Source organism: Endobacterium cereale, assembly GCF_009617585.1.
Classification (GTDB): domain Bacteria; phylum Pseudomonadota; class Alphaproteobacteria; order Rhizobiales; family Rhizobiaceae; genus Neorhizobium; species Neorhizobium cereale.
In genome coordinates, this window is sequence record NZ_WIXI01000038.1 from 98,482 (window position 1) to 124,375 (window position 25,894).

At 57.2% G+C, this 25,894-nt stretch carries 26 protein-coding genes; 17 read left to right on the plus strand and 9 right to left on the minus strand.

Annotated elements, in window-relative coordinates:
- Nucleotides 1-37: 37 nt before the first annotated feature.
- On the plus strand, nt 38-670 hold the full coding sequence (locus GAO09_RS07800; protein WP_153353465.1) for a GNAT family N-acetyltransferase: 633 nt from the start codon (nt 38-40) through the stop codon (nt 668-670).
- A complete protein-coding gene (locus tag GAO09_RS07805; protein WP_153353466.1) occupies nt 667-1,251 on the plus strand; it encodes a GNAT family N-acetyltransferase in 585 nt (194 codons plus the stop codon). The genes GAO09_RS07800 and GAO09_RS07805 overlap by 4 nt, the downstream gene beginning before the upstream one ends.
- 31 nt (nt 1,252-1,282) lie before the next feature.
- Here the strand turns inward: GAO09_RS07805 and GAO09_RS07810 are convergent, their stop codons facing one another.
- On the minus strand, nt 1,283-2,143 hold the full coding sequence (locus tag GAO09_RS07810; RefSeq protein ID WP_153353467.1) for an endonuclease/exonuclease/phosphatase family protein: 861 nt from the start codon (nt 2,141-2,143) through the stop codon (nt 1,283-1,285).
- Between the two features lie 75 nt (nt 2,144-2,218).
- On the opposite strand from GAO09_RS07810, the gene obgE reads away from it, so the two are divergent.
- The 10 genes from obgE (at nt 2,219) to GAO09_RS07860 (ending at nt 12,159) form a co-directional block, all read left to right on the plus strand.
- Nucleotides 2,219-3,283, plus strand: a complete 1,065-nt coding sequence (obgE, locus tag GAO09_RS07815) for a GTPase ObgE (protein WP_153353468.1) — start codon at nt 2,219-2,221, stop codon at nt 3,281-3,283.
- Nucleotides 3,280-4,452, plus strand: a complete 1,173-nt coding sequence (proB, locus tag GAO09_RS07820) for a glutamate 5-kinase (RefSeq protein WP_153353469.1) — start codon at nt 3,280-3,282, stop codon at nt 4,450-4,452. The genes obgE and proB overlap by 4 nt, the downstream gene beginning before the upstream one ends.
- Entirely contained in the window at nt 4,442-5,725 is a 1,284-nt protein-coding gene (locus GAO09_RS07825) for a glutamate-5-semialdehyde dehydrogenase (RefSeq protein WP_153353470.1), read from the plus strand. The genes proB and GAO09_RS07825 overlap by 11 nt, the downstream gene beginning before the upstream one ends.
- Before the next feature lie 42 nt (nt 5,726-5,767).
- Nucleotides 5,768-6,361 carry a nicotinate-nucleotide adenylyltransferase gene (locus GAO09_RS07830; RefSeq protein WP_209018646.1) on the plus strand — a complete coding sequence of 198 codons (594 nt, stop codon included), beginning with the start codon at nt 5,768-5,770 and terminating at the stop codon, nt 6,359-6,361.
- 106 nt (nt 6,362-6,467) lie between these two features.
- Nucleotides 6,468-6,914, plus strand: coding sequence for a ribosome silencing factor (gene rsfS, locus GAO09_RS07835; protein ID WP_410768099.1), 447 nt, complete (start codon nt 6,468-6,470; stop codon nt 6,912-6,914).
- Between the two features lie 101 nt (nt 6,915-7,015).
- Entirely contained in the window at nt 7,016-7,498 is a 483-nt protein-coding gene (gene rlmH / locus GAO09_RS07840) for a 23S rRNA (pseudouridine(1915)-N(3))-methyltransferase RlmH (protein WP_153353473.1), read from the plus strand.
- A 98-nt stretch (nt 7,499-7,596) separates the two neighbouring features.
- Nucleotides 7,597-9,027 (plus strand): murein hydrolase activator EnvC family protein, encoded by a 1,431-nt coding sequence (locus tag GAO09_RS07845; RefSeq protein ID WP_153353474.1) that lies wholly within the window; start codon nt 7,597-7,599, stop codon nt 9,025-9,027.
- Nucleotides 9,017-10,345: a S41 family peptidase gene (locus tag GAO09_RS07850; RefSeq protein WP_153353475.1), complete on the plus strand. Its 1,329-nt coding sequence runs from the start codon at nt 9,017-9,019 to the stop codon at nt 10,343-10,345. The genes GAO09_RS07845 and GAO09_RS07850 overlap by 11 nt, the downstream gene beginning before the upstream one ends.
- A gap of 78 nt (nt 10,346-10,423) precedes the next feature.
- Nucleotides 10,424-11,614, plus strand: coding sequence for a divergent polysaccharide deacetylase family protein (locus GAO09_RS07855; RefSeq protein WP_153353476.1), 1,191 nt, complete (start codon nt 10,424-10,426; stop codon nt 11,612-11,614).
- Nucleotides 11,615-11,625: 11 nt separating this feature from the next.
- The gene (locus GAO09_RS07860) at nt 11,626-12,159 is read left to right on the plus strand and encodes an RNA pyrophosphohydrolase (RefSeq protein ID WP_153353477.1); all 534 of its coding nucleotides are present in this window, start codon (nt 11,626-11,628) and stop codon (nt 12,157-12,159) included.
- A gap of 75 nt (nt 12,160-12,234) precedes the next feature.
- Here GAO09_RS07860 and bfr read toward each other — a convergent pair whose 3' ends face one another.
- From bfr to GAO09_RS29940, 5 genes are all read right to left on the minus strand, one after another.
- Nucleotides 12,235-12,720 carry a bacterioferritin gene (gene bfr / locus GAO09_RS07865; RefSeq protein WP_112730631.1) on the minus strand — a complete coding sequence of 162 codons (486 nt, stop codon included), beginning with the start codon at nt 12,718-12,720 and terminating at the stop codon, nt 12,235-12,237.
- Entirely contained in the window at nt 12,686-12,997 is a 312-nt protein-coding gene (locus GAO09_RS29935) for a (2Fe-2S)-binding protein (protein ID WP_153353478.1), read from the minus strand. Before GAO09_RS29935 ends, bfr begins: the two co-directional genes overlap by 35 nt.
- 150 nt (nt 12,998-13,147) lie before the next feature.
- Nucleotides 13,148-16,570, minus strand: coding sequence for an error-prone DNA polymerase (locus GAO09_RS07875; RefSeq protein ID WP_153353479.1), 3,423 nt, complete (start codon nt 16,568-16,570; stop codon nt 13,148-13,150).
- Entirely contained in the window at nt 16,567-18,066 is a 1,500-nt protein-coding gene (locus GAO09_RS07880; RefSeq protein WP_338015056.1) for a Y-family DNA polymerase, read from the minus strand. Before GAO09_RS07880 ends, GAO09_RS07875 begins: the two co-directional genes overlap by 4 nt.
- Entirely contained in the window at nt 18,017-18,967 is a 951-nt protein-coding gene (locus tag GAO09_RS29940; RefSeq protein WP_235937973.1) for an ImuA family protein, read from the minus strand. The genes GAO09_RS07880 and GAO09_RS29940 overlap by 50 nt, the downstream gene beginning before the upstream one ends.
- Before the next feature lie 171 nt (nt 18,968-19,138).
- Between GAO09_RS29940 and GAO09_RS07885 the strand changes: the two genes are divergently transcribed.
- Nucleotides 19,139-19,582, plus strand: coding sequence for a metallopeptidase family protein (locus tag GAO09_RS07885; RefSeq protein WP_153353481.1), 444 nt, complete (start codon nt 19,139-19,141; stop codon nt 19,580-19,582).
- 3 nt (nt 19,583-19,585) lie between these two features.
- On the opposite strand, the gene GAO09_RS07890 is transcribed toward GAO09_RS07885, so the two are convergent.
- Nucleotides 19,586-19,792 carry a DUF1737 domain-containing protein gene (locus GAO09_RS07890; protein ID WP_153353482.1) on the minus strand — a complete coding sequence of 69 codons (207 nt, stop codon included), beginning with the start codon at nt 19,790-19,792 and terminating at the stop codon, nt 19,586-19,588.
- Nucleotides 19,789-20,685: an HpcH/HpaI aldolase/citrate lyase family protein gene (locus tag GAO09_RS07895; RefSeq protein WP_153353483.1), complete on the minus strand. Its 897-nt coding sequence runs from the start codon at nt 20,683-20,685 to the stop codon at nt 19,789-19,791. Before GAO09_RS07895 ends, GAO09_RS07890 begins: the two co-directional genes overlap by 4 nt.
- Before the next feature lie 132 nt (nt 20,686-20,817).
- Here GAO09_RS07895 and GAO09_RS07900 point away from each other — a divergent pair, with 132 nt between their 5' ends.
- The 4 genes from GAO09_RS07900 to GAO09_RS07915 all read left to right on the plus strand — a co-directional run bounded on the left by GAO09_RS07900 (nt 20,818) and on the right by GAO09_RS07915 (nt 23,943).
- On the plus strand, nt 20,818-21,048 hold the full coding sequence (locus tag GAO09_RS07900) for a hypothetical protein (RefSeq protein WP_153353484.1): 231 nt from the start codon (nt 20,818-20,820) through the stop codon (nt 21,046-21,048).
- 115 nt (nt 21,049-21,163) lie between these two features.
- Nucleotides 21,164-21,769 (plus strand): 3-isopropylmalate dehydratase small subunit, encoded by a 606-nt coding sequence (gene leuD / locus GAO09_RS07905; protein ID WP_153353485.1) that lies wholly within the window; start codon nt 21,164-21,166, stop codon nt 21,767-21,769.
- Between the two features lie 173 nt (nt 21,770-21,942).
- Nucleotides 21,943-23,052: a 3-isopropylmalate dehydrogenase gene (gene leuB / locus GAO09_RS07910; protein WP_153353486.1), complete on the plus strand. Its 1,110-nt coding sequence runs from the start codon at nt 21,943-21,945 to the stop codon at nt 23,050-23,052.
- Between the two features lie 126 nt (nt 23,053-23,178).
- On the plus strand, nt 23,179-23,943 hold the full coding sequence (locus tag GAO09_RS07915; protein WP_153353487.1) for a phosphatase PAP2 family protein: 765 nt from the start codon (nt 23,179-23,181) through the stop codon (nt 23,941-23,943).
- Nucleotides 23,944-23,961: 18 nt separating this feature from the next.
- Here GAO09_RS07915 and GAO09_RS07920 read toward each other — a convergent pair whose 3' ends face one another.
- Nucleotides 23,962-25,857: a polysaccharide biosynthesis protein gene (locus tag GAO09_RS07920; protein WP_153353488.1), complete on the minus strand. Its 1,896-nt coding sequence runs from the start codon at nt 25,855-25,857 to the stop codon at nt 23,962-23,964.
- Between the last annotated feature and the right edge of the window lie 37 nt (nt 25,858-25,894).

A 25,894-nucleotide genomic window follows, 5' to 3' on the forward strand; every position in this document is an offset into this window, starting at 1 on the left:
CTCCCCTTTTTCTTTACCCTCACGAAGGAGACTGAACATGCAAGGCGAATTGTTGAGGAGCAGCCAATCAAGGCTGCCCGAAGAGCGGCCAAGGCCCGACCGGCTGAGAAGCAGTTGCCCCGTCTTATTGTCGCAAAGGCTCGTTCTGCGCGCGCCTCACGAAGAAGACATCGACGCACTTGCCCATCTCGCCAACAATGCGAATATTGCGACCATGGTCGCCCGCATGCCGCACCCCTACACGGCCAAAGACGCCGCGGACTTTGTGCGACGTACGAAAGATGGCGTGATTGGCAAATGCGTCTATGCCATTACCCACGCCGATAACGGCAAGTTCCTTGGCTGCTGCGCGCTCGAACCGCAGGAAGACCCCGCCACGCTGGAAATCGGCTACTGGCTGGGAGAACCCTATTGGAACCAAGGGATTGCCACCGAAGCGGCACATGCATTGATCGACATGGCTTTCCGAACCCGCGACATCGACCAGATCGATGCGCGTTGCCGAGTGACCAACATCCCTTCACGTCGCGTCATCCAGAAATGCGGTTTTCAGTTCCAGGGATCCGGCATGGTCGGTTCGCTGGCGCTCGGCGGCATGGTACCGGTTGAATGGTATAGGCTCGACCGCAAGACCTGGATGTCGCTCAGAAGCTGGGGAGAAATGCGATGATCGCTTCGCCCAGCGAAAAGCAGACCGTGCGTACCGACATGGGCCCTTGCCCGGTTGTCCGCACGCCGCGCCTCCTGTTGCGGCCTCACACGCTGGAAGATGCCGGCGCAATTGCCGCCTCGCTTGCCGATTTTTCCGTGTCGCGCATGCTGGCGCGCGTGCCCGCACCTTTCCATCGGCAGGATGCCGTGGACTGGCTGAAAAGCCAGGCGAACAGCAAGCTGCCCGACTGGAACTTTGCCATCTGCGATACCGATGGGAGCCATATCGGCGCCGTCAGCATCGAACTCAGGCATGGCCAATGGCATCTTGGTTACTGGCTGAACCGCAGTGCCTGGAACAGGGGCCTGATGACCGAGGCCGCGGGTGCTGCGCTGAAAGCGTTTTTTGAACGCACGCCGGAATCGGCGATACATTCCGGCATGTTTTCCGACAATCCGGGATCGCTTCGTGTCCAGCAGAAGCTCGGCTTTGCGATTACCGGGTGCCGCGATATGTTTTCCGTCGCGCGCAATACGATGGTCATGCATATCGACACGATCATCACAGCGCAGGATTTTGTCCTGACCGTCAGAAAATGACATGCCGGGGCGGGAAACCGCCCCGGACGCCTCAATCGATTTCGAGCCAGACGGGAAAATGGTCCGATCCCTTGGCGTCCATATCGACAAACACATCCTGAACACGGGGAAACAGCTGGTGATTGATAAAACAGTAATCGAGATGCGCCTTCTGCGGTCCTTCCGGCGGCTCGATCCAGCTGTAACAATCGGGCGCCAGGCGACCGAAACGCGCCAGTACGTCAACCGGCTGGTTGGCACGAAGGGAGCGTCCGTAAAAATGGTCGGCATGTCCGACCATGGCAATGTATTCCGGCGTTTCGGGCTCCATGTTGAAATCGCCCATCACCACAAAGTCCTGCGGCAGCGGCAGTTCGGGAAATTTTCTGGATGCGGCCCCCGTCAGCGAACCTCCTTCCGCCACGAAGTTCAGCACACGCTCCTTGAGGAACGCGATCTGGGCAATGCGTTCATCGGGCGAAACATGATCGAGATGCACCGAGTAGGCGCGGATGGCACCACCCGGCCCATCGATGACGGCCTCGACGGCGCTGCGCTGCAGGTTGAGTTGCTCACTACTGTGCGTGCGCGGCAACAACAGATGGCGCGTCGCGAGGATGGGCCAGCGCGACAGGATCATGTTACCGAACTGAAAACGTCTTTCCCTTCGCCGGCCGTTTTCGACCACGAAATCAAAGAGGACGTCGCAACCGGCACCGTAAGACATGAAGAAATCGGGAAACAGGTCCTGCAGGGCGGCAACCATGTCGACGTGATCGTTTTCCGGCGAGTTGCGCGTGACCTCCTGCAGGGCGATCACATCGGCCCCGGCAAGGCTTGTCGCGATGCGTTGAAGGTCGAAACGACCGTCCAGACCAAAACCATACTGGATGTTATAGCTGACGAACTTCATGATATTCTTTGACCTCAGCCCCTATGGGCGATATCCAAACCGAAAACCGACTATCAGACAAGTGACGGCAAAAAGATGAAATTTCTCGACGAGGCAAAAGTATACATTCGCTCAGGCGACGGCGGCGCCGGCGCTGTCTCGTTCCGACGGGAAAAATTCGTCGAATTCGGCGGACCGGACGGCGGCGATGGCGGCCGTGGTGGCGATGTGTGGGTCGAGGCCGTCAATGGACTCAACACGCTGATCGATTTCCGTTTCCAGCAGCATTTCAAGGCCCATACCGGTATTCACGGCATGGGCCGCAACCGCACAGGCGCCAATGGCGGTGAAGTCACCTTGAAGGTGCCGGTCGGCACTCAGATCTTCGAGGAAGACAACGAGACCCTGATCACCGACCTGACGCGTGAAGGCCAGCGTTTCCGGCTTGCCAAGGGCGGCAATGGCGGTTTCGGCAATTCGCACTTCAAGACGGCCACAAATCAAGCGCCAAACTGGGCCAACCCTGGACTTGAAGGTGAAGAAAAGACAGTCTGGCTGCGGCTGAAGCTGATTGCTGATGCCGGTCTCGTCGGCCTTCCGAATGCCGGCAAGTCGACGTTTCTGGCATCCGTTACCCGTGCACGGCCAAAAATCGCCAACTATCCATTTACGACGCTGCATCCGAACCTTGGTGTTGCCACCATCGACGGCCGCGAATTCGTGCTGGCCGACATTCCAGGCCTGATCGAAGGTGCGCATGAAGGTGTGGGCATCGGTGACCGGTTCCTCGGGCACGTCGAGCGTACCCGCGTTCTGCTGCACCTCGTTTCCTCGATGGAGGAAAATGTCGGAAAATCCTACAAGACCGTAAAGACCGAGCTGGAAGCCTATGGCGGCGGCCTGATCGACAAGCCTGTCATCGTAGCCTTGTCGCAGATCGACATCCTTGATGAGACGGAACTGAAGAAGAAGGCCAAGGAGCTTGAAAAGGCATCCGGCCAGAAGCCGTTCCTGATTTCGGCCATTACCGGCAAGGGCATGACAGAGGTTCTGCGTGCGCTGCGCGATGTCATCGTCAAGGCCAGCGGCACGGGCGAGACGGCGCTTCCGGATCGCTCCACCCCGGTCAAGGAAGACAGCGACGAGGACGCCGACGAATGAGTGTCGGCCGCAAATCGCTGAGCAGCCATCGGCGTATCGTCATCAAGATCGGCTCGGCCCTTCTTGTCGATCGCGGCACGGGATTGAAATCGCGCTGGCTCGATGCGGTTTGCGCCGATATTGCGGCCTTGAGGGCGGGGGGCACGGAAGTGCTTGTCGTGTCTTCCGGCGCGATCGCGCTGGGCCGCACGGTTCTGGGCCTGCCCGCCGGGGCGCTGAAACTTGAAGAGAGCCAGGCGGCGGCAGCCGTTGGCCAGATCGCTTTGGCGCGCGCCTGGTCGGAAAGCTTGTCGCGCGACAATATCGTTGCAGGCCAGATTCTTCTGACCCTTGGTGACACGGAGGAACGCCGCCGTTATCTCAACGCCCGCGCGACGTTGAAACAGCTGATGAAAATGGGCGCGGTGCCGATCATCAATGAAAACGATACGGTCGCCACCTCCGAAATTCGCTATGGCGACAATGACCGGCTGGCCGCCCGCGTCGCCACCATGGCTGGTGCCGACCTTCTGGTCCTGCTCTCCGATATCGACGGGCTTTATACGGCGCCGCCGCATGTCGATCCGCAGGCGCAGTTCCTGAGTGAAATTGCCGAAATCACGCCCGAAATCGAGGCGATGGCCGGTGGTGCCGCGTCCGAGCTTTCGCGTGGCGGCATGCGCACCAAGATTGATGCCGGCAAGATCGCGACAACGGCCGGCTGCGCCATGATCATCGCATCGGGCAAGCCGGACCATCCGCTGCGCGCCATCGAGGATGGTGCGCGCTCGTCATGGTTTGCTCCGGCAAAGACCCCGGTCAATGCCCGCAAGACCTGGATTGCCGGCCATCTGCAAGCCAGCGGCGAACTGCATGTGGATGCCGGTGCGGAAAACGCACTGCACGGCGGCAAGAGCCTGCTGCCGGCCGGTGTTCGCAAGATCAGCGGCCAGTTCAGCCGCGGCGATACGGTGGCGATCATCGGGGCTAATGGCCGCGAGATTGCCCGTGGCCTTGCCAGTTATGACGCCGACGAGGCGCGGCAGATTGCCGGCCGCAAATCCGGCGAGATCGAAAGCATTCTCGGCTATGCAGGCCGCGCCGCCATGGTGCATCGCGACGATCTCGTCGTGACCGGCCATCTTGCCACCGACGATGCGAAAGTGCGGGAGGATGCCCATGCTGGATAAGATTTCAGGAGCGGCAGATATTACTGCCATGATGGACGCCATTGGCCGAAATGCCAAAAGTGCCGCGCGCGCACTTGCCACCGCCTCGACCGAGGCCAAGAACGCCGCCCTTTACGCCATGGCCGATGCCATTCTGGCCGCAAAGGACGAATTGCTGGCTGCCAATGCAGCCGACCTGAAAAACATCGAAGGCAAGGGACTGCTGCCCTCCTTCATCGATCGCCTGACGTTGACAGACAAGAGCATCGACGGCATGGCACAGGGCCTGCGCGAGATCGCCGAGTTCAAGGATCCTGTGGGCGAAGTGATCGCTGCCTGGGATCGCCCCAACGGCCTGCAGATTGAACGCGTACGCACGCCGCTCGGTGTCATCGGCGTCATTTACGAGAGCCGTCCGAACGTCACCGCCGATGCCGGCGCACTGTGCCTGAAGGCCGGCAACGCCGTGATCCTGCGCGGCGGTTCGGATTCCGCGCTTTCATCGCAGGCGATCCATGCCTGCCTGGTGGAGGGGCTAAAGTCAGCCGGGCTTCCAGAGCATGCGATCCAGCTTATTCCGACCACCGATCGTGCCGCCGTCGGCGCAATGCTTTCCGGCCTTGATGGCGCGATCGACGTGATTGTGCCGCGCGGCGGCAAAAGCCTTGTCGCACGGGTGCAGAACGAGGCGCGCGTGCCGGTGTTTGCCCACCTCGAAGGCCTTTGCCATATCTATGTGGACGCGTCTGCCGATCTGGACATGGCCAAAAAGATCGTCGTGAATGCGAAAATGCGGCGCACCGGTGTGTGCGGTGCCGCCGAAACATTGCTGGTTGACAAGGCCGCTGCCGGCACAGTGCTGGCGACACTGGTAGGCGACTTGAAAACAGCCGGCTGCGAAGTGCGCGGTTCTACCGATGTGCTCTCCCAAATTCCCGGTCTTGTTCCGGCAACCGAAGAGGACTGGAGCACGGAATATCTCGATGCCGTCATTTCGGTCAGACTGGTGGACGGTATTTCCGGGGCCATCGACCATATCGGCACCTATTCCTCGCACCACACAGAAGCAGTGATTGCCGAAAATCCGGCCGTGGTGGCGCGCTTCTTCAACGAAATCGATTCGGCCATTCTCCTGCATAACGCCTCAACCCAGTTTGCCGATGGCGGCGAGTTCGGCATGGGCGGCGAAATCGGCATTTCGACCGGCAAGATGCATGCCCGTGGCCCGGTCGGCGTAGAGCAGCTGACATCCTTCAAATACCGTGTGCACGGCACCGGCCAGACAAGGCCCTGATCGCTGGTGGAGGGGGAGACAGTCGATCGCCGTTACCTGCGCATGCCGCATGTCGAGCGCGGCATGACCGTTGGCCTGTTCGGCGGTTCCTTCAATCCGCCGCATGAAGGACATCTGCTTGTTGCGGAAATCGCCATGCGCCGGCTGGCACTCGATAATCTCTGGTGGATGGTAACGCCCGGCAATCCGCTAAAAAGCCGGTCGGAACTCACTTCTCTTTCCGACCGGATTGCCGCGAGCGAAAAGCTGATAGACGATCCGCGCATCAAGGTAACAGCATTCGAGCAGGCATTCGACACCCGCTTTACCGCCGATACGGTGGCGCATGTCGCTACGCGCAATCCCGGCATCCGCTTCGTTTGGATCATGGGCGCGGACAGCCTGAAGACGTTTCACCTCTGGCAGAACTGGCGTCAGATCGTTGCCACCTTCCCTATCGCCGTTATCGACCGGCCTGGCGCAACACTTTCCTTCCTGTCTTCAACGATGGCGCGCGCTTACGATCACGCGCGTATCGATGAAGAAGACGCGGCTGGGCTTGCCCTGCGGCCAGCGCCGGCATGGACTTTCCTGCACGATCGCCGCTCATCCATCAGTTCCACGCAACTGCGTGCAAAGGCACGACAGAAAACGTGAACGGCGTGATCGCCTTATGGTCGCAATCCAATAGCATCGCTCTTGAAAGATTAGACATTCGATGCCACCTTCAATCTTGCGGGTCCCTCAGATCAGGGATTCGCGAGTGCCTGTTTTGTCTTGGACGAAAGGAAAAACCCTGACAACAGTACACGCCAAGGGAAAGACCCAGCGTCTCCTCCCGACGAGCACGGACCGCGGCGCCGAAGCTGCTCATCGTGCTCTCGAACTGGTCCTCGCCAGCCTTGAGGACTCAAAAGCCGAAGATATCGTCACCATCGACATTGCCGGAAAATCGGCGCTGGGAGACCACATGGTGGTTGTCTCCGGGCGATCGAGCCGCCATGTCTCGGCGATCACCGACCATCTTGTTTCCGATCTCAAGGACGAAGGCTACGGCGGCGCCCGTGTCGAAGGCCAGGAAACCGGTGACTGGGTGTTGATTGACACCGGTGACATCATCATCCATGTGTTCCGCCCTGAAATCCGCGAGTTCTATAATCTCGAGAGAATGTGGGCAGAACCGGATTATGAGGAAAACACATTGCATTGACGCGTCCCAGCTTTCGGGCTGAACCGACGATGCGCATCCCTTACCCACGTCGCCGGCCGAGCCGATTGCGTGGGACGGGAGAACATGGCGGTTTTTGAAGGATGCGAATAAGCCTCTTTGCCGTGGGACGGTTGAAAACCGGCCCTGAAAAGGAACTTGCGTCCCGTTATGTCGACAGGATGGCCAAGGCCGGCCCGGCAGTCGGGTTGGAATTTGCACGCGTTGTGGAAGTGGCGGAAAGCCGCGCTTCCAACGCTGACACCCGCAAGCGCGAGGAAGCCGTCATGCTGGAAAAGGCGATGCCGGAAGGCAGCGTGCTGATCATTCTCGACGAGCGCGGAAAATCCATGGACAGCGAAGCATTCGCGGCCCTGATTGGCCGGTTTCGCGATCAGGGCAAACGCGACTGCATGCTGGCGATCGGCGGCGCCGATGGCCATGATGCGTCGTCCCGTGACCGGGCCGATGCCGTGGTCAATTTCGGCGCCATGACCTGGCCGCATCAATTGGTGCGCATTCTGCTGGCCGAACAACTTTATCGCGCCGTCACTATTCTGTCCGGCCATCCCTATCATCGCGTCTAGATTCATTCCGTTTGGATTGGCACGGATAATGTTCCCTGTGGCGCAGCGGGCCGAATCTGCTTATTATCGGACAATCCGGCAGAGATTCGCGGGACGGAATGAAGAGATCGACATGGATTGGGCTGACTGCAGCGCTGCCGGCAACGGCGGCGGTTTTTGCGTTTTCCGCAGCCGCAGTCCTGCCTCCAACAGCCTCCATTGCTCAGGAAGATGTCGTAGGTTCCGAGCAACCAGAAACGGCACCTGTGTCAGCGCCGGGAACGCCCGACGCCGCCTCAGTCGAACTGCAGCAAAAGCGAGATGAGACGCGCAATGAACTCGAGGAACTGACCCGCTCCATCGACATCTCCTCGGAGAAGGCGCGCCTGATCGAAGAAAATATTGCGGCACTTGAGAAGAGCACGGCCAGTCTGAGACAGGCGCTGATCGATTCCGCTAGCCGGCGCAAGGAACTGGAAGCGCAGATTCTTGCCAGCGAAGAAAAGATTGCGCAGCTCGGTGTTCGTCAGGATGCCATCAAGAAATCCCTGCATGACCGCCGCGCCATTCTGGCGGAAGTTCTGGCCGCTCTCCAGCGCATGGGACGCAGCCCGCCGCCCGCCCTGCTCGTCACGCCGGAAGATGCCCTTGGGTCCGTCCGCAGCGCTATCCTGCTCGGTGCTGTCGTTCCCGGTATGCGCAAGCAAGCAACCGCACTCGTGAATGACCTTGGGGCATTGGCCTCGCTTCAAAAAGACGCAACGACGGAAAAGACACGCGTGTCCGAAACGATCACTGCAAGTCTTGAAGAAGACAAGCGTATGCAGCTGCTGATGGCCGAAAACGACAAGCAGAGCCAGACGGGTGCTGCGGACCTCGCAGCAGAACAGCAACGCACGGACGAGCTGGCATCACGTGCCGAAAGCCTGAGTAGCCTGATCGAATCCCTGGAAAACGATATCACCTCGATCCGCGACGCCGCTGAAAGGGCCCGCCTTGAGGAAGAGCGCCAGAAACAGCTGAGTGCCGAAGAACGCGAAAAAGCCCGGCAACTAGCCGAAAGCGGCGTGCCCGACAAAAACCGCATTGCGCCCGCATATCCGTTTTCCAGTCTGAAACAGAAGCTGGAGCTGCCGGTAGCCGGCGATATTCTACGTTCCTGGGATGATCCTGATGGTACAGGCCACCCGGCCCGAGGCATGACGGTCGCCTCCGGTCCGAAGGCAGTGGTGACGGCACCGGCCGATGGTCTGGTCGTATTTGCCGGCGCGTTCAGAAGCTACGGCCAAATGGTGATTCTCAATGCTGGCGATGGTTATCACGTGGTTATGACCGGCATGAACACCGTAAACGTGCGACAAGGCAAATTCGTATTTGCAGGTGAGCCTATCGCCCTGATGGGTGAAAAAAGAGTGGCAAGCGCAACAGCGTTGGCGCTGGAAACAGATCGCCCAACGCTTTACATTGAATTCAGAAAAGATGGCAGCCCGGTCGATTCGGCACCGTGGTGGGTCAAAAAGGACACTGGAAGGGCACGCAATGATTCGTAGGGCTTCTCTTGTCATCGTTGGCGCACTGATGGGTGCGACCGCGATGAGCGTGATCTATTCAGCCGGCGTTCCGGCTCAGGCAGCCGGTTCCTCGACCTATCGTGAACTGTCGGTTTTCGGTGATGTCTTCGAACGCGTGCGGGCCCAGTATGTCACGCCGCCGGACGAAGAAAAGCTGGTCGAAAACGCCATCAACGGCATGCTGACATCACTCGATCCGCATTCCAGCTTCATGAATGCCAGGGATGCCGACGACATGCGCACCCAGACCCGGGGCGAGTTCGGCGGTCTCGGCATCGAAGTGACGATGGAAAACGAGCTGGTCAAGGTCATTACCCCGATCGATGATACACCGGCATCCAAGGCCGGCGTTCTGGCCGGCGACTTCATTTCCGAGATCGATGGCGCGCCGGTGCGCGGCCTGAAGCTGGAAGACGCAGTCGAAAAGATGCGCGGCCCGATCAACACGCCGATCAAGCTGACGATCATCCGTCAGGGCGCAGACAAGCCACTCGATATCACCGTCGTTCGTGACACGATCGCCGTCCAGGCAGTCAAGTCGCGTGTGGAAGGTGATGTCGGTTATGTCCGCGTTATCTCCTTCACCGAAAAGACCTATGAGGGCTTGGAAAAGGCAATCAAGAAGATCAAGGCGGATGTCCCTGCTGACAAGCTGAAGGGCTATGTTCTTGACCTTCGCCTCAACCCGGGCGGTCTTCTTGATCAGGCCATTAACGTCTCCGACGCGTTCCTGGAGCGCGGTGAAGTCGTCTCGACCCGCGGCCGTAACGCCGAAGAAACCCGCCGCTTCAACGCCAGCGCTGGCGACCTGACCGATGGCAAGCCCGTCATCGTTCTCGTCAACGGCGGTTCGGCGTCTGCTTCGGAGATCGTTGCTGGCGCCTTGCAGGACCTGAAGCGCGCCACCGTTGTTGGTACCCGTTCCTTCGGCAAGGGTTCCGTTCAGACCATCATTCCGCTTGGCGAAGCCGGCGCGTTGCGCCTGACGACCGCGCTTTATTACACGCCGTCCGGCAAGTCGATCCAGGGAACCGGCATCGAGCCGGACATAAAAGTCGAGCAGCCACTGCCGGAGGAACTGCAGGGCAAGGTGAAAGCTGAAGGTGAATCCAGCCTGCGCGGCCACATTACCGGCCAGAGCGAAACGGAAGAAGGTTCCGGTTCTTCGGCTTACGTACCGCCGGAAACCAAAGATGACATTCAGTTGAACTATGCGCTTGACCTGTTGCGTGGCAACAAGACGGATGCCGCCTTTCCGCCACATCAGGACAAAGCTGCCGCTGCCGTGAAGCCGTAATCACAACAATATACGAGTGAAACCGGTCCGTTCTTCGGGCCGGTTTTCTTTTAGACAACATTTCAGGACTGATGAGCATTGGGGACTGATCTTCACGCACCGCTTGGACGGAATAACGAAGCGCGTTTGCGGCGTTCGAGAAGAATATCAGTTGGTGTCATTTTTGGTTTGCTGGTTGGTGCAGGGGTTTTCGGTTTTTCCTTTTACGCCATGCGTCCGGACCCTGCCCTTCAAAAGACCGAGGTGGCGAAGAATAACGCGTCGCCTGACGTGACTTCAGATGAGCGTATATCGACATCACCCTCAGCAGCGAGCAAGGATTTAACGCGATCCGGACCCAATGGCGGCGCCACAATTCAGCGCACGCAAACGGACAATGGGCAGGTCGTCACCACATATTCTCCCAAGCAACGTGATGGTAACGGCCCGCTGATCATTGAGGCACAACGCGTCGGTCAGGACGAGCGCGTGGCAGCGATACCGAACGAGGATCTCATTGAAGATACATCGGAAGGCCGCTTACCAATTGTCGGCCCTGATGGTCTGCGACCAATGGAACAATATGCACGCCCATGGTCCGGTGCGCGCGGAACGCGTATTGCCATCGTCGTCGGTGGCCTTGGTCTCAGCCAGACTGGCACCCAGAATGCCATTCGAACGCTGCCAGGAGAAATTACGCTTGCCTTCGCGGCGACCGGCAATAGTCTACCGCGTTGGATGCAGGAGGCGCGCCGCAAAGGCCATGAAATTCTCGTTCAGCTTCCGATGGAACCTTTCGATTATCCGGGTAGCAATCCTGGCGCTTCCACCTTGGTTACGCAAGCGAATGTGAAAGAGAACATTGCGAACCTGCATGAGGCGATGGCCAAGATCACGAATTATACGGGCGTGATGAATTATCTCGGTGGGCGTTTTCTTTCCGATGCCGATGCACTTGAGCCTGTGCTTCGTGACATTGCCGGTCGCGGGTTGCTGTTCATTGATGATGGTTCCTCTGCGCAATCGCTGACCGAAAAGATAGCAAAGCCGTTGCAGCTTCCTCATGCTTTCGCAGACCTGACGCTGGATGCTCAGCTCGACAAGTTGGAGATTCTGAAGAAGCTGGACGAACTCGAGCGCATTGCCCAACGAAAGGGCTTTGCTATCGGCTCGGCATCGGCTTTCGACGAGAGCATCGAAGCCATTCAGCAATGGGTGGGTGAAGTGAACAATCGCGGCATTGAGATTGTCGGCGTCTCCGCCGTCGTCAACGATCCGGCGCATCCTTGAACGGAAAAGCAATGAGCAAAACCAAAAAGCCCGTATCCGCTGAAAGCCTGCCCTACCGACCCTGTGTCGGCATCATGGTTCTCAATCGGGAAGGCCTGGTCTGGGTCGGCCGTCGGCTATCCGAAAACAATTCCGAATCCGACGGTTCCCCGCAGCTATGGCAAATGCCGCAAGGCGGCATCGACAGGGGAGAAGACGTACTTGTTGCTGCCCGCCGCGAGCTTTTCGAGGAAACCGGCATGTGCTCGGTAACCTTGCTTGCTGAGGCGAAAGATTGGATCAATTACGATCTGCCGCCACATCTGATCGGCATTGGTCTGAAGGGCAAATATCGCGGGCAGACGCAACGCTGGTTTGCCTTTCGTTTTGATGGCGACGAGAGCGAGATCAACATCGAGGAGCCGCCATCCGGCCAGCATCAGGAATTCGATGCCTGGAACTGGAAGCCGATGGCCGAGCTGCCTGACCTGATCGTGCCTTTCAAGCGTGAGGTCTATCGCAAGGTGGTTGCCGAGTTTGCTCATCTTGCGGGCAAATCAGCCTGAAAAGATGAAGCAGCACACAAAATGAAAACGCCGGCAGCCAAAACTGCCGGCGTTTTTTAAGCGATGAATTCTCGTTTATTCTGCCGTGTCGGCGGAATCGGCGTTGAGCTGGCCGTATTTCGCTTCACCGATCTTGCCGAGGAGTTCCAGCTGTGTTTCGAGGAAATCGATGTGACCTTCTTCGTCCATCAACAGTTCTTCGAAAAGCTTCATGGAGACATAATCCCCGGCGGCGTGACAGATGTCTCGGGATTCCTTGTAAGCCTTGCGGGCATCGTATTCGCCGGCAAGATCTGCTTCCAGAACTTCCTTGACGTTCTGGCCGATGCGCAGGGGCGCAAGCGTCTGCAGATTGGGATGACCTTCGAGGAAGATGATGCGAGCAACCAGCTTGTCCGCGTGGTTCATTTCCTCGATCGACTCGGCACGTTCCTTCTTGGCGAGCTTGGTGTAACCCCAGTCCTCAAGAAGACGATAATGTACCCAGTATTGATTGACGGCGCCGAGTTCGAGGAAAAGAGCCTCGTTAAGCCGCTCGATGACCTTTTTGTCGCCTTTCAATGTCCGCTCTCCTGTTTTCTTCGTGGAGTTGTTTCAGGCGGGACATATAATCAACTACTTCCGCTTCCGTCGAGTGGCGACGGGCATGGTAGTCCTCGGTCGTGCGGATAATAAGGTCGACGACATTCGGAAAACAGCCGCAACAGCGACCGCGTTTGGCCATGGAATGATAGACCTTGACTGGAACTATAAGCTGCCAACAGTCCTCATCAAGCAATGCGGTGATGGCATCGCGAATTTCGGTGTCGGTAATGTAATTGCAGCTGCAGACGAGCATTTTCGGGTCGATCCAGAAACATGACCTAGCTTATCCGCTTTCTTTCCCAAACAAGGGGACAAATGTCAAGAAAATGAATCAATTCGCTAATATGCAGATTTCGCAAAGCGCCTGTTTTCCGCTTTATACGTGCCAAAAAAATTTACGTGATCAATGAAAATTCCGCCCTTTTGGCATGACGCGAGCCGTATCAAGCCCCTGTTCGGCATCCGTCGTGGCGCCACCAGAATATGAATGCTGGTCTTTCCGTGATTGGCGAGGATCGTGTCGCGGGCCATTCAAGACTTCATCTGCGCGTTCAAGAACGGCAAAACGGCGAACCTCCGTTTGCAGCAGGCCCAGCATCGGTGTCAGATCCTCGATATGATCGACGACTGTATGGATGACGCCGCTCTGGCTCTGCAGCCGACCGAAAATCTTGACCAGACGCGCGCCCATGACCACCGGCCTGTATTTCTCAAAGACCTTTGGCCACACGATCGCATTGGCAACGCCTGTTTCGTCTTCCAGCGTCATGAAGATCACGCCCTTTGCCGAGCCCGGCCGCTGCCGCACCAGAACGAGACCGGCAATCGTGATCTTTCGGCCATTGCGGACATTCAAAAGATCGACACTGCGGCAGACATTCATCGCCTGCAGGCGATCCCGCAGGAATGAAACCGGATGCGCTTTAAGCGACAGCGACAGCGCACGATAATCCTCGATAACCTCCTCGCCTGGCAACATTTCAGGCAACTGCGTTTTGGGCTCTTCCTGCAGATCGAGATGCGCGACCTGATCGAACAATGGCAGCTTTTCCGCAGCACTTCTGGCATCCAGCGCGCGCACCGCCCAGAGAGCTTCACGACGCGACAGACCGAGCGAGCGAAAGGCATCCGCATCGGCCAGCTTTTCGACATCGGCTTTATCCAGCCCTGATCGCAGCCAGAGATCACGAACAGAGTGATACCTCTCTCCGCGGTTGGCGATCAGCTTTTCGCGCATGGCCTTTTCCGACAAGCCTTTGACCTGCCGAAAACCGAGCCTCACGGCATGTCTCGTCAAGATCACCTCACGCATTTCGGCATGCCGGCGATCGATACGCCAACGGTCGAACTGCGCTTGCCTCAGGCTACTGTCCCAATCGGAATGATTGACATCGACCGGCAGCACCTCGACGCCATGTTCGCGCGCATCCCGCACAAGCTGCGACGGCGCATAAAAACCCATGGGCTGGGAATTGAGCAGAGCCGCGCAGAAGACATCCGGATAAAAGGCCTTGATCCAGGACGAGACGTAAACGAGCAGGGCAAAGGAGGCCGCATGGCTTTCCGGAAAACCGTATTCGGCAAACCCTTCAATCTGTTTGAAACAGCTTTCGGCAAATTCGAGGGGATAGTTGTTCTCAAGCATGCCTTTGATCATGTCCTGCTTGAACGAATTGACACGGCCCGAACGTTTGAAGGTTGCCATTGATCTGCGCAGAGCATCGGCCTTGGCAGGCGTGAACCCGGCAGCAGTGATCGCAATCTGCATCGCCTGTTCCTGAAACAACGGAATGCCAAGCGTCCGCTCTAAAACCTTTTCAAGTTCGGGACTTGGATACGTGATTGGACGCTTATGCCGTAAATCTTCCCGGCGTTTCAGATAGGGATGCACCATATTGCCTTGGATCGGCCCCGGTCGAACGATCGCGACTTCAACAACGAGATCGTAAAACACCCGTGGGCGTAGCCGCGGCAGCATGCTCATTTGCGCCCGGCTTTCGATCTGGAACACACCAATCGTATCGGCACGGCAGATCATGTCGTAAACTTCCGGACGATTGCCTGCATTCAATCCGGCAAGTGTTTCCTCTCTCCCATAATGCTGGCGCATCAGTTCAAAAGCCTTGCGCAGACAGGTCAGCATGCCAAGCGCCAGAACATCGATCTTCAGAAGTTTCAGCGTATCGAGATCGTCCTTATCCCATTCGATCATGTAACGGCCCGGCATCGCCGTCGGCATGATCGGAACAACCTCGTCCAGACGGTCCCGGGTAATCAGGAAACCACCGACATGCTGGGTCAAGTGCCGCGGAAAACCCATCAGTTCCCGGGCGTATTTCATCACCTTGAGCGTCGTCTTGTCCTTGAGATCCAGCCCAGCCGCCTTGGCATCGCGATCCGTGACACCTTCATCCGACCAGCCCCAGACCGTGCTGGACAAGGCTGCCTGAACATCTTCCGAAAGACCAAAGGCCTTTGCGACCTCACGCCCGGCCATGCGTGTCCGGTAACTGGTGACCGCCGCCGTCAGACCGGCATGGCGAAAGCCGTAATGCTTGTAGATATACTGGATAACCTCTTCGCGGCGTTCGTGCTCGAAATCGACATCGATATCTGGCGGTTCATTGCGCTCCGTGGAGATGAACCGCTCGAACAGGAGCGTCGAGTTTCGGGGGTCGACTTCAGTAATTCCAAGACAATAACAGACACAGGAATTGGCAGCGGATCCTCGGCCCTGGCACAGGATTTTCAAAACTTTGCGGGCATGCCAGACAATATGCCGAACCGTCAGAAAGTAAGGTTCGTACTCCATCTCTCGTATCAGACCGAGTTCATTGCGGATCGCTTGGTCTACCTTTGGCGGGATACCGTCGGCAAAACGCTCTTTCGCTCCCTCCCACGTCAGCCGCGCCAACGTTTCTGCCGGCGTCTCACCGGGAACGCCCTCATCCGGATAATTGTGTTGAAGCTCGTCCAGCGAGAATTTCAGCGCGCCGAAAAACCGCTCTGTATTGGCGATCGCCTGCGGATAATTGCGAAGAATACGCGCCATCTCACGCCCATGTTTCAGATGCTTTTCGGCATTCGGGGCAAGGCGAAAACCGGCATCTGCAACCGTTACATGCTCACGGATTGCCGTCACCACATCAGATAGAGGCTTTCGCTCAGGTAGATGATAAAGCGGCTGATTGGTTGCTATCAGCGGAATCTCGGTGCGATTAGCAACACCTGCAAGCGTGGCCAGGGTGATAGCATCCCTGCCATCGTAACCTGGCGACAAAGCCAGATAGACGGCCTTGCCGAAACGCCCCTTCAGAAGACCAAGCACGCTTTCCAGCTTTTCAAGCTTCTGGCTTTCGAACTGACAGACAGGATCGGCAACGACGGCAAGCATCATCTCCGCACCCCATTCCAGCATATCCCATTCCTCCAGAATGCAGCTGCCTTTTGTCGTTCTCAGATTACCGCGGCTGAGCATCCGGCAGAGATTGGCCCAGCCTTGACGATTGCAGGGATAGGCGAGAATGTCTGGCGTCTCGTCCGAAAACACCAACCGGGCACCTGGCTGGAATGTGGAAGGAAAAGGCATTTCGACCTCATTTTCCTTCACGCCTTCCTTTTTCTGGCGTTCATGGATTTCGCGCATTTCACGCAGATAATTGTGAGCACGAACCACGCCAGCGACGGAATTGCGATCAGCAATGCCGATGCCTGACAGGTTGAGCGCTCCTGCCACGAACATCATTTCCTCCGGCCGGGCAGCCCCTTCAAGAAAGGAAAAATTGGTACGCGCACCGATCTCGAAAAAGCGAGGTTCGGTGCTCATGCAAAAAGACCATGCATGAACCAATGCTGTTGCGCGTCGCGCTCATAAAGGCCCTTTCGAAAGATCCAGAACCTATAGCCGGCAGTCGATTCCAGCCGAAAATAATCCCGTGTCGCAGCCGCTTCATCATCCAGCCACCATTCGGGACTGAGGCGTTCAGGCCCCTCCGCCCGCGCCACTTGATGTGTGAGACGGCGCCAGCGAAAGCGTGTCGGAGGCCCGTCCGGAATTTCGGCGGCAAAACTTTCCAGCGGTTCCGGCACACGAAAAAGCCTGACAGGTCTTTCGCTGCGCGAAAGCATCTGCGGTGCCTTCGGCATCTGTCTGCCGAGTGCTTCGGCGGCCGGAACAAAACGTTCGGCCCGTTCGGGAATATGGCTTTCGCGCAACTGATAGGTCTGCAGACAATTCGGACCAAACCTCGCGGAAACCTGATCCACGAACGTCGACAGAGCCAGATGTCTGCGGTCGTTTTCCGCCAGATCGGACTGGATGTTTTCGAAGGGCTGATGATGCAGCACATTGATACGCAGGATCTCGAAACCGAAACCGGCTTCGAGATCCTGCAATGCGGCAAGACGCTGCGAGAACAGCGCAGTGATGCGTTCTGCATCCCGCAGGGGGCGGGAAGCACCGGCGGGAAGACGAAAGACCTGCCCGTCGACCCGGAATAACACCAGTTCGAACAAACGACCGCCCACACCACGCGCCTCAAGCCCCGACAGCAAGCTTTTGGCAATCTGTCTGGTCAGGAACAGGATGTCCTCTTCCGACTGGATCGGTTCGGCAAGGCGCCGCTCCGCCGAAAGGCTGGCAACCGGCCGGCGCGGCGAAATCGCTTCTTCGTCATCGCCCCGTGCCTGGTCGAGACGCAAAAGGACCTCCGGACCAAAACGCCTGACAAGCGGCGCACGCGGCGTTCGCATGAGGTCACCAACACATTTCAGACCGAGTTTATGCAGGGCTGCGACCGTCTTTGGATCAAGCCGCAGCGCGGCAACCGGCAGCGGCGTCAAAACATCTTCGCGATCCTCATCACTGACGATACGATCGGCACCATGACGGCAAACCGCCCACGATAGGCCAGGCGAGGAGGAAATCGCACCGCGTACCTCAAACCCCATCTGGGTGAGACGTTTGAGAATGTCTTCCAACAGGCAGGCTTCCCCCCCCACGAGATGCGCACAGCCGGTGACATCAAGGAAAAGGCCATTCCTTCCTTCCAGCGCCACCAGCGGCGTGTACCGATCGCACCAATCGGCAACGGCTTCGAGAAGTCGCTGATCGGCAGCCTGATCCTCATCGATGACGATCACGCCGGGGCAGATGGCACGAGCTTCGGCCAAGCCCTGCCCTGATCGTAGCCCCCACCGCATGGCCTCGTCACCACAGGCGACGATCCGCAGGGTATTGTCGACATGGGCAACACAGACGACAGGTCCGGCGTCAGGATGCCCGGTGGAACGCCAGGCGTTTCCCCATTTTTTCCTGAGCACCCTGTCGATCGACAGACGCGGAAAGGCGAGCGCCAGAATGCGCTGTTGGCCTGTTTGAACCAGCAGATTTGACTGGCGTGCTGACGAAAAAGCGGCGGTCATGAGAGTTCCATTCCAGAGATAAGGAAAGCAAGGCCGGATTTCGGCTCCTTTCCAGAGTGAGACGAAAGACGGAATGCCCGATGCTGCCGCCAAGCATGGTTCCATCAGCAAGATACCGGTTCGCTGCCGGCGCAGTTTCGATAAGAAAGCGGAAACCGGCGCTGCTCGCCTCCTGCTCCCCGGCGTGCCGCAGGACAACAAGGTGCCGTCCCGACGCCTTGGCGCGAAGACTAAGCCTTCGGCTTTCGGTGAGCCCGAAATGCTTGAGGTTGCCGCTCACCTCAAGGATCGTCATCGCAAAGGCGCCGCTTGCAACTGCCGCTTCCGCAAGCCACAGCGCATCCTCCAGCTTGCGCGGCCGCGCATGCAGAAATGTTTCGGGTGCTATGCCGAAATCCTGAAGTCCCGATGCGTAGGGCATGCCGGCTTCCAGCACCGCGAGACGATCGGCGATCCAGAGGATCGGCAGTTCGTTTTCTCCCGACTGACGAACTGAAAGGCCATCCACCCGGTTTTGCAAAAGCGCTGCGATCGCCAGGGCAAACCCGCTTGCTGCACCGGCATCCTTCATGGCGCTGGAACGGATTTCCGTGAGACCATCCAGCGGTAGGCCGCCATCCAATGCCCCATCCAGCGCATCTATGCCAAAAGAAAGCCTGCCCCGCTTTTCCTGCGCATCCTGAATCTCATCAGCCCTGTCATCCGATGCATCAAACGACCGGTTATCTCGACCCTCCATGCGGGCTATGGTTTCACGCAGGGCAAAAACTGTCTCCTGCGTCACAGCTTTTCCAGCCATGACGTCAGCTCCCATTCGGATATGTTCACTTTATGTTCTTATGGATTCCAGAGCTGGCTTGAGGAGTCAACAGCAATGTGAAATGGTTCCCATCCGGATTGCGCGAACCCTTGAATCCGCACTCGAAAAATTTTCTCAAAAAGCATATATGCATGGCCATAAGGAGTACCCATGGCCCGTATCGACCAGACAGACGATTGGCGTGATCGACATGCACCCACCATCAGTGCCTTTGAATCGCTTGCGATCGAGGCTTATGGTGTCTTGCCTGCCGAATTCAGAGCACTCACAGCCAATCTGACGATCGAGATCGAGGATTTTCCCGATGACGACGTCTTTGAAGACATGGCTTTGGAGACGCCTTTCGACCTGCTCGGCCTTTTCGAAGGCCGCGGCCTTTCCGAACGCTTCACCGTAGAGACCGGCGAGTTGCCGAACCGGATCAGGCTCTATCGTCGTCCGATCCTGGATTATTGGGCGGAAAACGAGGAGACGCTGGGCGATATCATCACCCATGTGCTGATCCACGAAATCGGCCATCATTTCGGCCTTAGCGACGACGACATGGAGCGGATCGAGGAAAGTGCCGATGCCGCCGCAGCTGCGGAACGATGACGCTTATTGCTCGCCGAGTTTCATGTCGGGATGGTAGTCCTTGCCTTCGACAGTCTTGGTCACGGGCTGGGCGCACTGCATTTCGCCTGTCTTGGCGTTAAACGCGTAGGCTGGCGAACCTGCCAGCTCCCATCCCTTGTTTAGGGCGAGTGTCACCTTGTGGCAAAATGCGGCGTCATCAACTCCAGTGAGAAGGCGATAAAGTTTCATGCGCGTGTCCTTCGTTCTGCTATAAGCCTTGATTGTTCGACCAGTTTTTCCGCCTGCACCAGATGCAGGCGCTCGACCATTCGGCCATCCATGGTGATGACGTTGAGATTTTGGGTTTCGGGTCGGGCAAAGGCGGCAATGATCGCCTGCGCCTCTTCCACCGCTTCGGATGCGGGACCAAAGGCCTGATTGGCGGCTTCGATCTGGGCCGGATGGATCAGCATCTTGCCGTCAAACCCCATGTCACGGCCCTGTTCGCATTCCGCTTCGAAAGCTGAAGAATCCCTGAAATCGTTGAAGACGCTGTCGATGACATCCAGACCATAGGCGCGGGCCGCCAGCACCACCTGCATCATCCAGGGCACGAGATAGATACGGCCGGCACGAGCCGGGACGCCGGTATCCTTGCGCAGATCGTTGAGACCGATCACGAAACAATCAAGCCGATTTTCGGCGGACTGCGCCATCCGCGCGATCTCGACCGCATTGGAAACACCGCGTGCGGTTTCCATCATCGCCCAGATGCCCAGATTTGGTGATGTACCCGTGAGCCGTTCTTCAAGACCGGCAATCGATGCAACATCGTCCACTTTGGGCAAAGCAACGGCATCCGGCAAAAGATCTCGAACGAGTTCAAGATCGTCCTGACCAAACTCTGAATCAAGCGCATTTATGCGAATGATGACTTCACGCCCTTGAAGCGGACTTTCCGCAAAAAAACGCCGCAGATTGCACCGCGCTTCTGCCTTCTTTTCCGGCGCCACTGAATCTTCGAGATCGAAAATCACCGCATCGCAATCAACGATATGGGTCTTTTCCAGAGCTCGCTGGTTGATGGCAGGAACACTGAGAACGGATCGGCGCAGTCGGACAATTTCTGAAGAAACAGGCATGACGCTTTGTGCCAAGCTTTCAACGCACGCGCAATATCGTGATCACGCCTTGATCATGCCCAGCACCCCACCCCTCTTGCAAGCGTCGCGGGAAAGGCCCACATTGCCTGTATCGAAAGGGATAAAACCATCATGCAGAACGTCCGCGCTTTCTTTTTTGCTCTGTCCGGCATTGCCGTCATTGCATTTGTGGCTGTCCTCACCGCGTCTCTGACGGTTGCCTTCGCTGGCATGCTAGCAATTTTCACCGGCATTCGCCTGCTTTCGGCTCGGCTGAAACCGGTTCCTGTCCGCACCAGAACTGCCAAGCAGGAAAACATGCGCGTCTGGAACGACGGCCGCGGAACGATCATCGATCTCTGAGATCAACCGTACCGACAGGTACCGTACCGGTTAAACACGAATCGACCTTCAAATTCGGGCGGTTTTGCTCTATTGGCATGATCTTCTGTACGAGATGAGCACCCGAAGGTTTGCCATGGAAAAGTTCACCACCCTGACCGGCGTTGCCGCACCCCTGCCGGTTGTCAATATCGACACTGACATGATCATTCCGAAGGATTACCTGAAGACGATCAAGCGGACCGGTCTTGGCAAAGGACTTTTCGCGGAAGCCCGTTATAACGAAGATGGCAGCCCGAACGCCGATTTCGTGCTCAATAAACCTGCCTATCAGAACGCCAAGATCATTGTTGCCGGCGACAATTTCGGTTGCGGCTCTTCGCGCGAACACGCGCCGTGGGCTTTGCTCGACTTCGGCATCCGCTGCGTGATCTCGACGTCATTTGCCGACATCTTCTACAATAACTGTTTCAAGAACGGCATTCTGCCGATCGTCGTTTCGCAAGATAATCTCGACAAGCTGATGGATGACGCTTCGCGCGGCTCCAATGCCATCCTGTCGATCGATCTCGAAGCGCAGACGATTTCCGGTCCCGATGGCGGCTCGATCACGTTCGATATCGATCCGGCGCGCAAGCATATCATGCTCGAAGGTTTGGACGACATCGGCACGACCCTGAAGAACGACGCAAGCATCGGCAGTTTTGAAAACAAGATGCAGGCCGAGCGCCCCTGGCTCTAATTGGAGCCATCGCGCCACAGTCGTGAAACGGATTTCTTCAGGCGCCTTCCGGCATTCCATCCCAGCCTGATAAATATCATATCCGGCTCCGCCCTTCGGCAGGTTCGGGCGGAGATCCAGGCATCGCGCAAAGCGAGGCAAGGAGGGTGAGCCTGCGAACGCAAGGGAACATCATGTCCAATACAATCTTCCTTCTACCTGGTGACGGCATCGGCCCCGAGGCGATGGGCGAAGTGCGCAAGATCATTGCGCATATGAACGACACCATGGGCACGGGTTTCATCCTTGACGAAGGTCTTGTCGGCGGCTGCGCCTATGACGCACACGGCGTTGCCATTTCGGAAGAAGACATGGCCAAGGCCATGGCGGCGGACGCCGTTCTGTTTGGCGCCGTCGGCGGTCCGAAATGGGATAGCGTTCCTTACGAGGTTCGCCCGGAAGCCGGTCTGCTGCGCCTGCGCAAGGACATGCAGCTTTTTGCAAACCTGCGCCCGGCAATCTGCTATCCGGCACTGGCCTCCGCTTCCTCGTTGAAGCCGGAATTGGTCGAAGGTCTCGACATCCTCATCGTTCGCGAACTGACCGGTGGTGTTTATTTCGGGGAACCGAAGGAGATCATCGATCTCGGCAATGGCCAGAAGCGTGGCATCGATACGCAGATCTACGACACCTATGAAATCGAGCGCATTGCCGGCGTCGCCTTCGAACTGGCACGCACGAGACAGAATGCTGTCTGCTCGATGGAAAAGCGCAACGTCATGAAATCCGGCGTGCTCTGGAACCAGGTCGTCACCGAGGTCCACAAGCGCACCTATTCCGACGTCAAGCTGGAGCACATGCTGGCCGATGCCGGCGGCATGCAGCTCGTGCGTGCGCCAAAACAGTTCGATGTGATCGTCACCGACAACCTGTTTGGTGACATGCTGTCGGACGTTGCTGCCATGCTGACAGGCTCACTCGGCATGCTGCCGTCCGCATCGCTTGGCGCACCCGATGCCACTACTGGCAAGCGCAAGGCGCTTTACGAGCCGGTTCACGGTTCGGCCCCGGATATCGCTGGCAAAGGCATCGCCAACCCGATCGCCATGATCGCATCGTTTGCGATGTGCCTGCGTTATTCGTTTAACATGGTGGCCGAAGCCTACCGTCTGGAAAAGGCGATTGCGACCGTGCTCGACAAGGGTATCCGCACCGGCGACATCATGGGTGAAGGTTGCCGTCAGGTCGGTACGTCCGAAATGGGTGATGCGATCCTCGCAGAGTTCGTCGCCACATCTGCCTGATGATGGACTGACACAAATGTGTTGGGTTTTCTGCTACTTCGTTATTGGCCCGGCTGGCTTTCGCTTGCCGGGCTTCCCATATCCCTGTTCCCGTAAGCCATAGCGGCCATTGAAGAACAGGTGAGCATGACATCGACATTTTCCAAGCTACGACAACGCAGACAACGTCATGGCGGCGGCCCAGCCTCTCCCGCATGGTGGCCATATGCCCTTGTAGCCGTCAACCTCATCCTGATTGCCTTCTGCACGCTCGATGCGCCCATGGGCGCTTATGCAACGCATACCCCAAATGTTCTTCTCCCGATCGGTGAAAAGGTCACGGACTTTGCCCGCTCCGGCTGGATCCTCGTCGTTGCGGGACTCTTGTTCCTCGGCGCATTTATCTATTCACGCCGACCCATGCCGCATCGCAAGCGCTTTAAGGTCATCTATACCACGCACATAGCCGCCTATATTTTTCTGTCCGTGGCGATATCCAGCCTGATCGCCAACATTCTGAAAATTGCCATCGGTCGCGCAAGACCTACCCAATATGAAGAATGGGGTACGTTTGGCTTCTCACCGCTGCATGGAAACTTCAACTTCGAGAGCTTTCCCTCAGGCCATTCGACTGTTGCTGGCGCTTTCATGGCGGCCTTGGCGCTTCTTTTGCCGCGCTATCGGATTTTCTTTCTTATCGTAGCTCTCTGGCTCGGCATGGCCCGTGTCATCATCGGCGTACATTATCCGAGTGACGTTTTTGCCGGGCTTTCATTTGGCGCATGGACAGCATTCGTGACTGCCATTGCATTTTCCCGCTATGGCATCCTGTTCAGTTTCACTCGAGGTCGTTTACCGCGTCTACGCCGACCGCTCCGATTGCGGCCGTCAAAGACATCGGAGACGGTCTGACGACGGCCTTCCCGATATTCAGGAAGCATGACTATCGGGTTTGAGCGGAATATCTATGAAATCAAAAAGAATGCTGCGGGCGAGTGCTTCATCTGCATTAATTATGGACCCTTGCAGCTCCCCCAGCGCTTTGGCGATATTACGATCGGCGTGATTTGCCTGCGCGCGCATGATCTTGGGATGCTGCGTGTTGAGAGCATTGGAAGCGTCATAAAAAAGCTCCTCAAAAAGCTTCTCGCCAGGCCTTGTGCCCGTCACCTGAATTTCGATGCTGCCAAGGGTATTTTGCTGGTTTCGAACATTAAAACCAGCAAGACGGATCATGTTTTCGGCAAGATCACCGATCCGCACCGGCTGGCCCATATCAAGCAGAAACGTGTCCCCGCCCGTAGACATTGCACTTGCCTGGACGATGAGTTCCGACGCTTCCTGAATGGACATGAAATAACGCGTCATGTCCGGATCCGTCACCGTCACCGGCCCGCCATTGGCGATCTGCTCACGAAACAACGGAACAACCGATCCGTTTGAACCAAGAACATTGCCGAAGCGTACAGCACAGAAGTGCTGACCGCCATGTTTGGCGGCTTCCATTGCCTTGTCACGAATGATCAGTTCGGCCCAGCGCTTGGTCGCGCCCATAACGTTGGTTGGCCGCACAGCTTTGTCCGAAGAAATGAGAACAAACTTCTCGACACCAGCCGAGAGAGCGACATCTGCCACAGTCAACGTGCCGAAGACATTGTTGCTGATGCCTTCCAGTACATTTGCTTCCACCAGAGGCACATGCTTATGGGCCGCAGCATGATAAACGACTTCCACACCATTACGAACGATCGCGCTGCGCACCTGCGCGGCATCGCGAACAGACGCCAGTACGGGCACAACGTCACAATGCCCTCCACCGCGCAGTTCACGATCGATCCTGTAAAGGGCAAATTCATTTGCTTCGAAAAGCACAAGGGATTTTGGTTGCCATTGCGCGATCAGTCGACACAGCTCTGACCCGATAGATCCGCCAGCGCCCGTCACCATGACAACCCGGTTCTGCAAGACATTGCGCAACAGATTTTGATCCGGTGGGACGAAGGAGCGTCCCAGCAATTCATCGATTTCGATCTCGCGAATTTGGTTTACGAGATACCGCCCGTCAACGAGATCGGTAATATCCGGTAATGTCCGAATTTTAACACCAAGCCCACTCACCAGGCTGATCACCGCCTGACGCCTGTTGAGAGGAATTGAGGACATGGACAGGATGATTTCCTGGATCCCATATTTCTCGATTAATCGGGGCAGCTGATTTGGGGGAAAAACCCGATACCCACCGACATCGCGGCCATGGTGCTGGGGATCGTCATCAACCAATCCGACAACATAACGTTTGCCATGACCACGCAAGACAGTCGCCAATTGTACACTGGATGGTCCCGCCCCATAAATCAGCATTGGGTGCTCGTCGCGACGAATGCCCGTTCCGGTACTCAGGATCAATTTCGCCGCAAATCGGCTGCCGCCAACCAACAAGACCCCGATTGCAAAATAGAAAAACGGTACCGAACGCGGAACTATGTCTCGACCAGCCATAGCCGTCAGAAAAACCAGGATGACCCAAATGGTTGTCGAGATCGCCATTGCACGCAGGATTGTCCAGATGGCCGTGTCTGGAAGGTAGCGCAGAACAGCGCGATACAGACCCATCCGAATAAATACAGGGATAGCAATGACAGGAGCTAAAAGACCGAGCAGCAGACGTTCATCGGTAATCTGCGGGGCCCAATCGGCATAGCGCAGCGCATAACTTGCCCACAGAGCAAACATAAGCGCAGAAAAATCAAACCCGATGAGCAGGATACGTTTCCACAATCTCGGGGTCACCGTAATAAGCCGGCGCAGGAATTCGATCACGCTCATTTCACCAAACCAGACCGATATTCCAAGCGTTATCTCT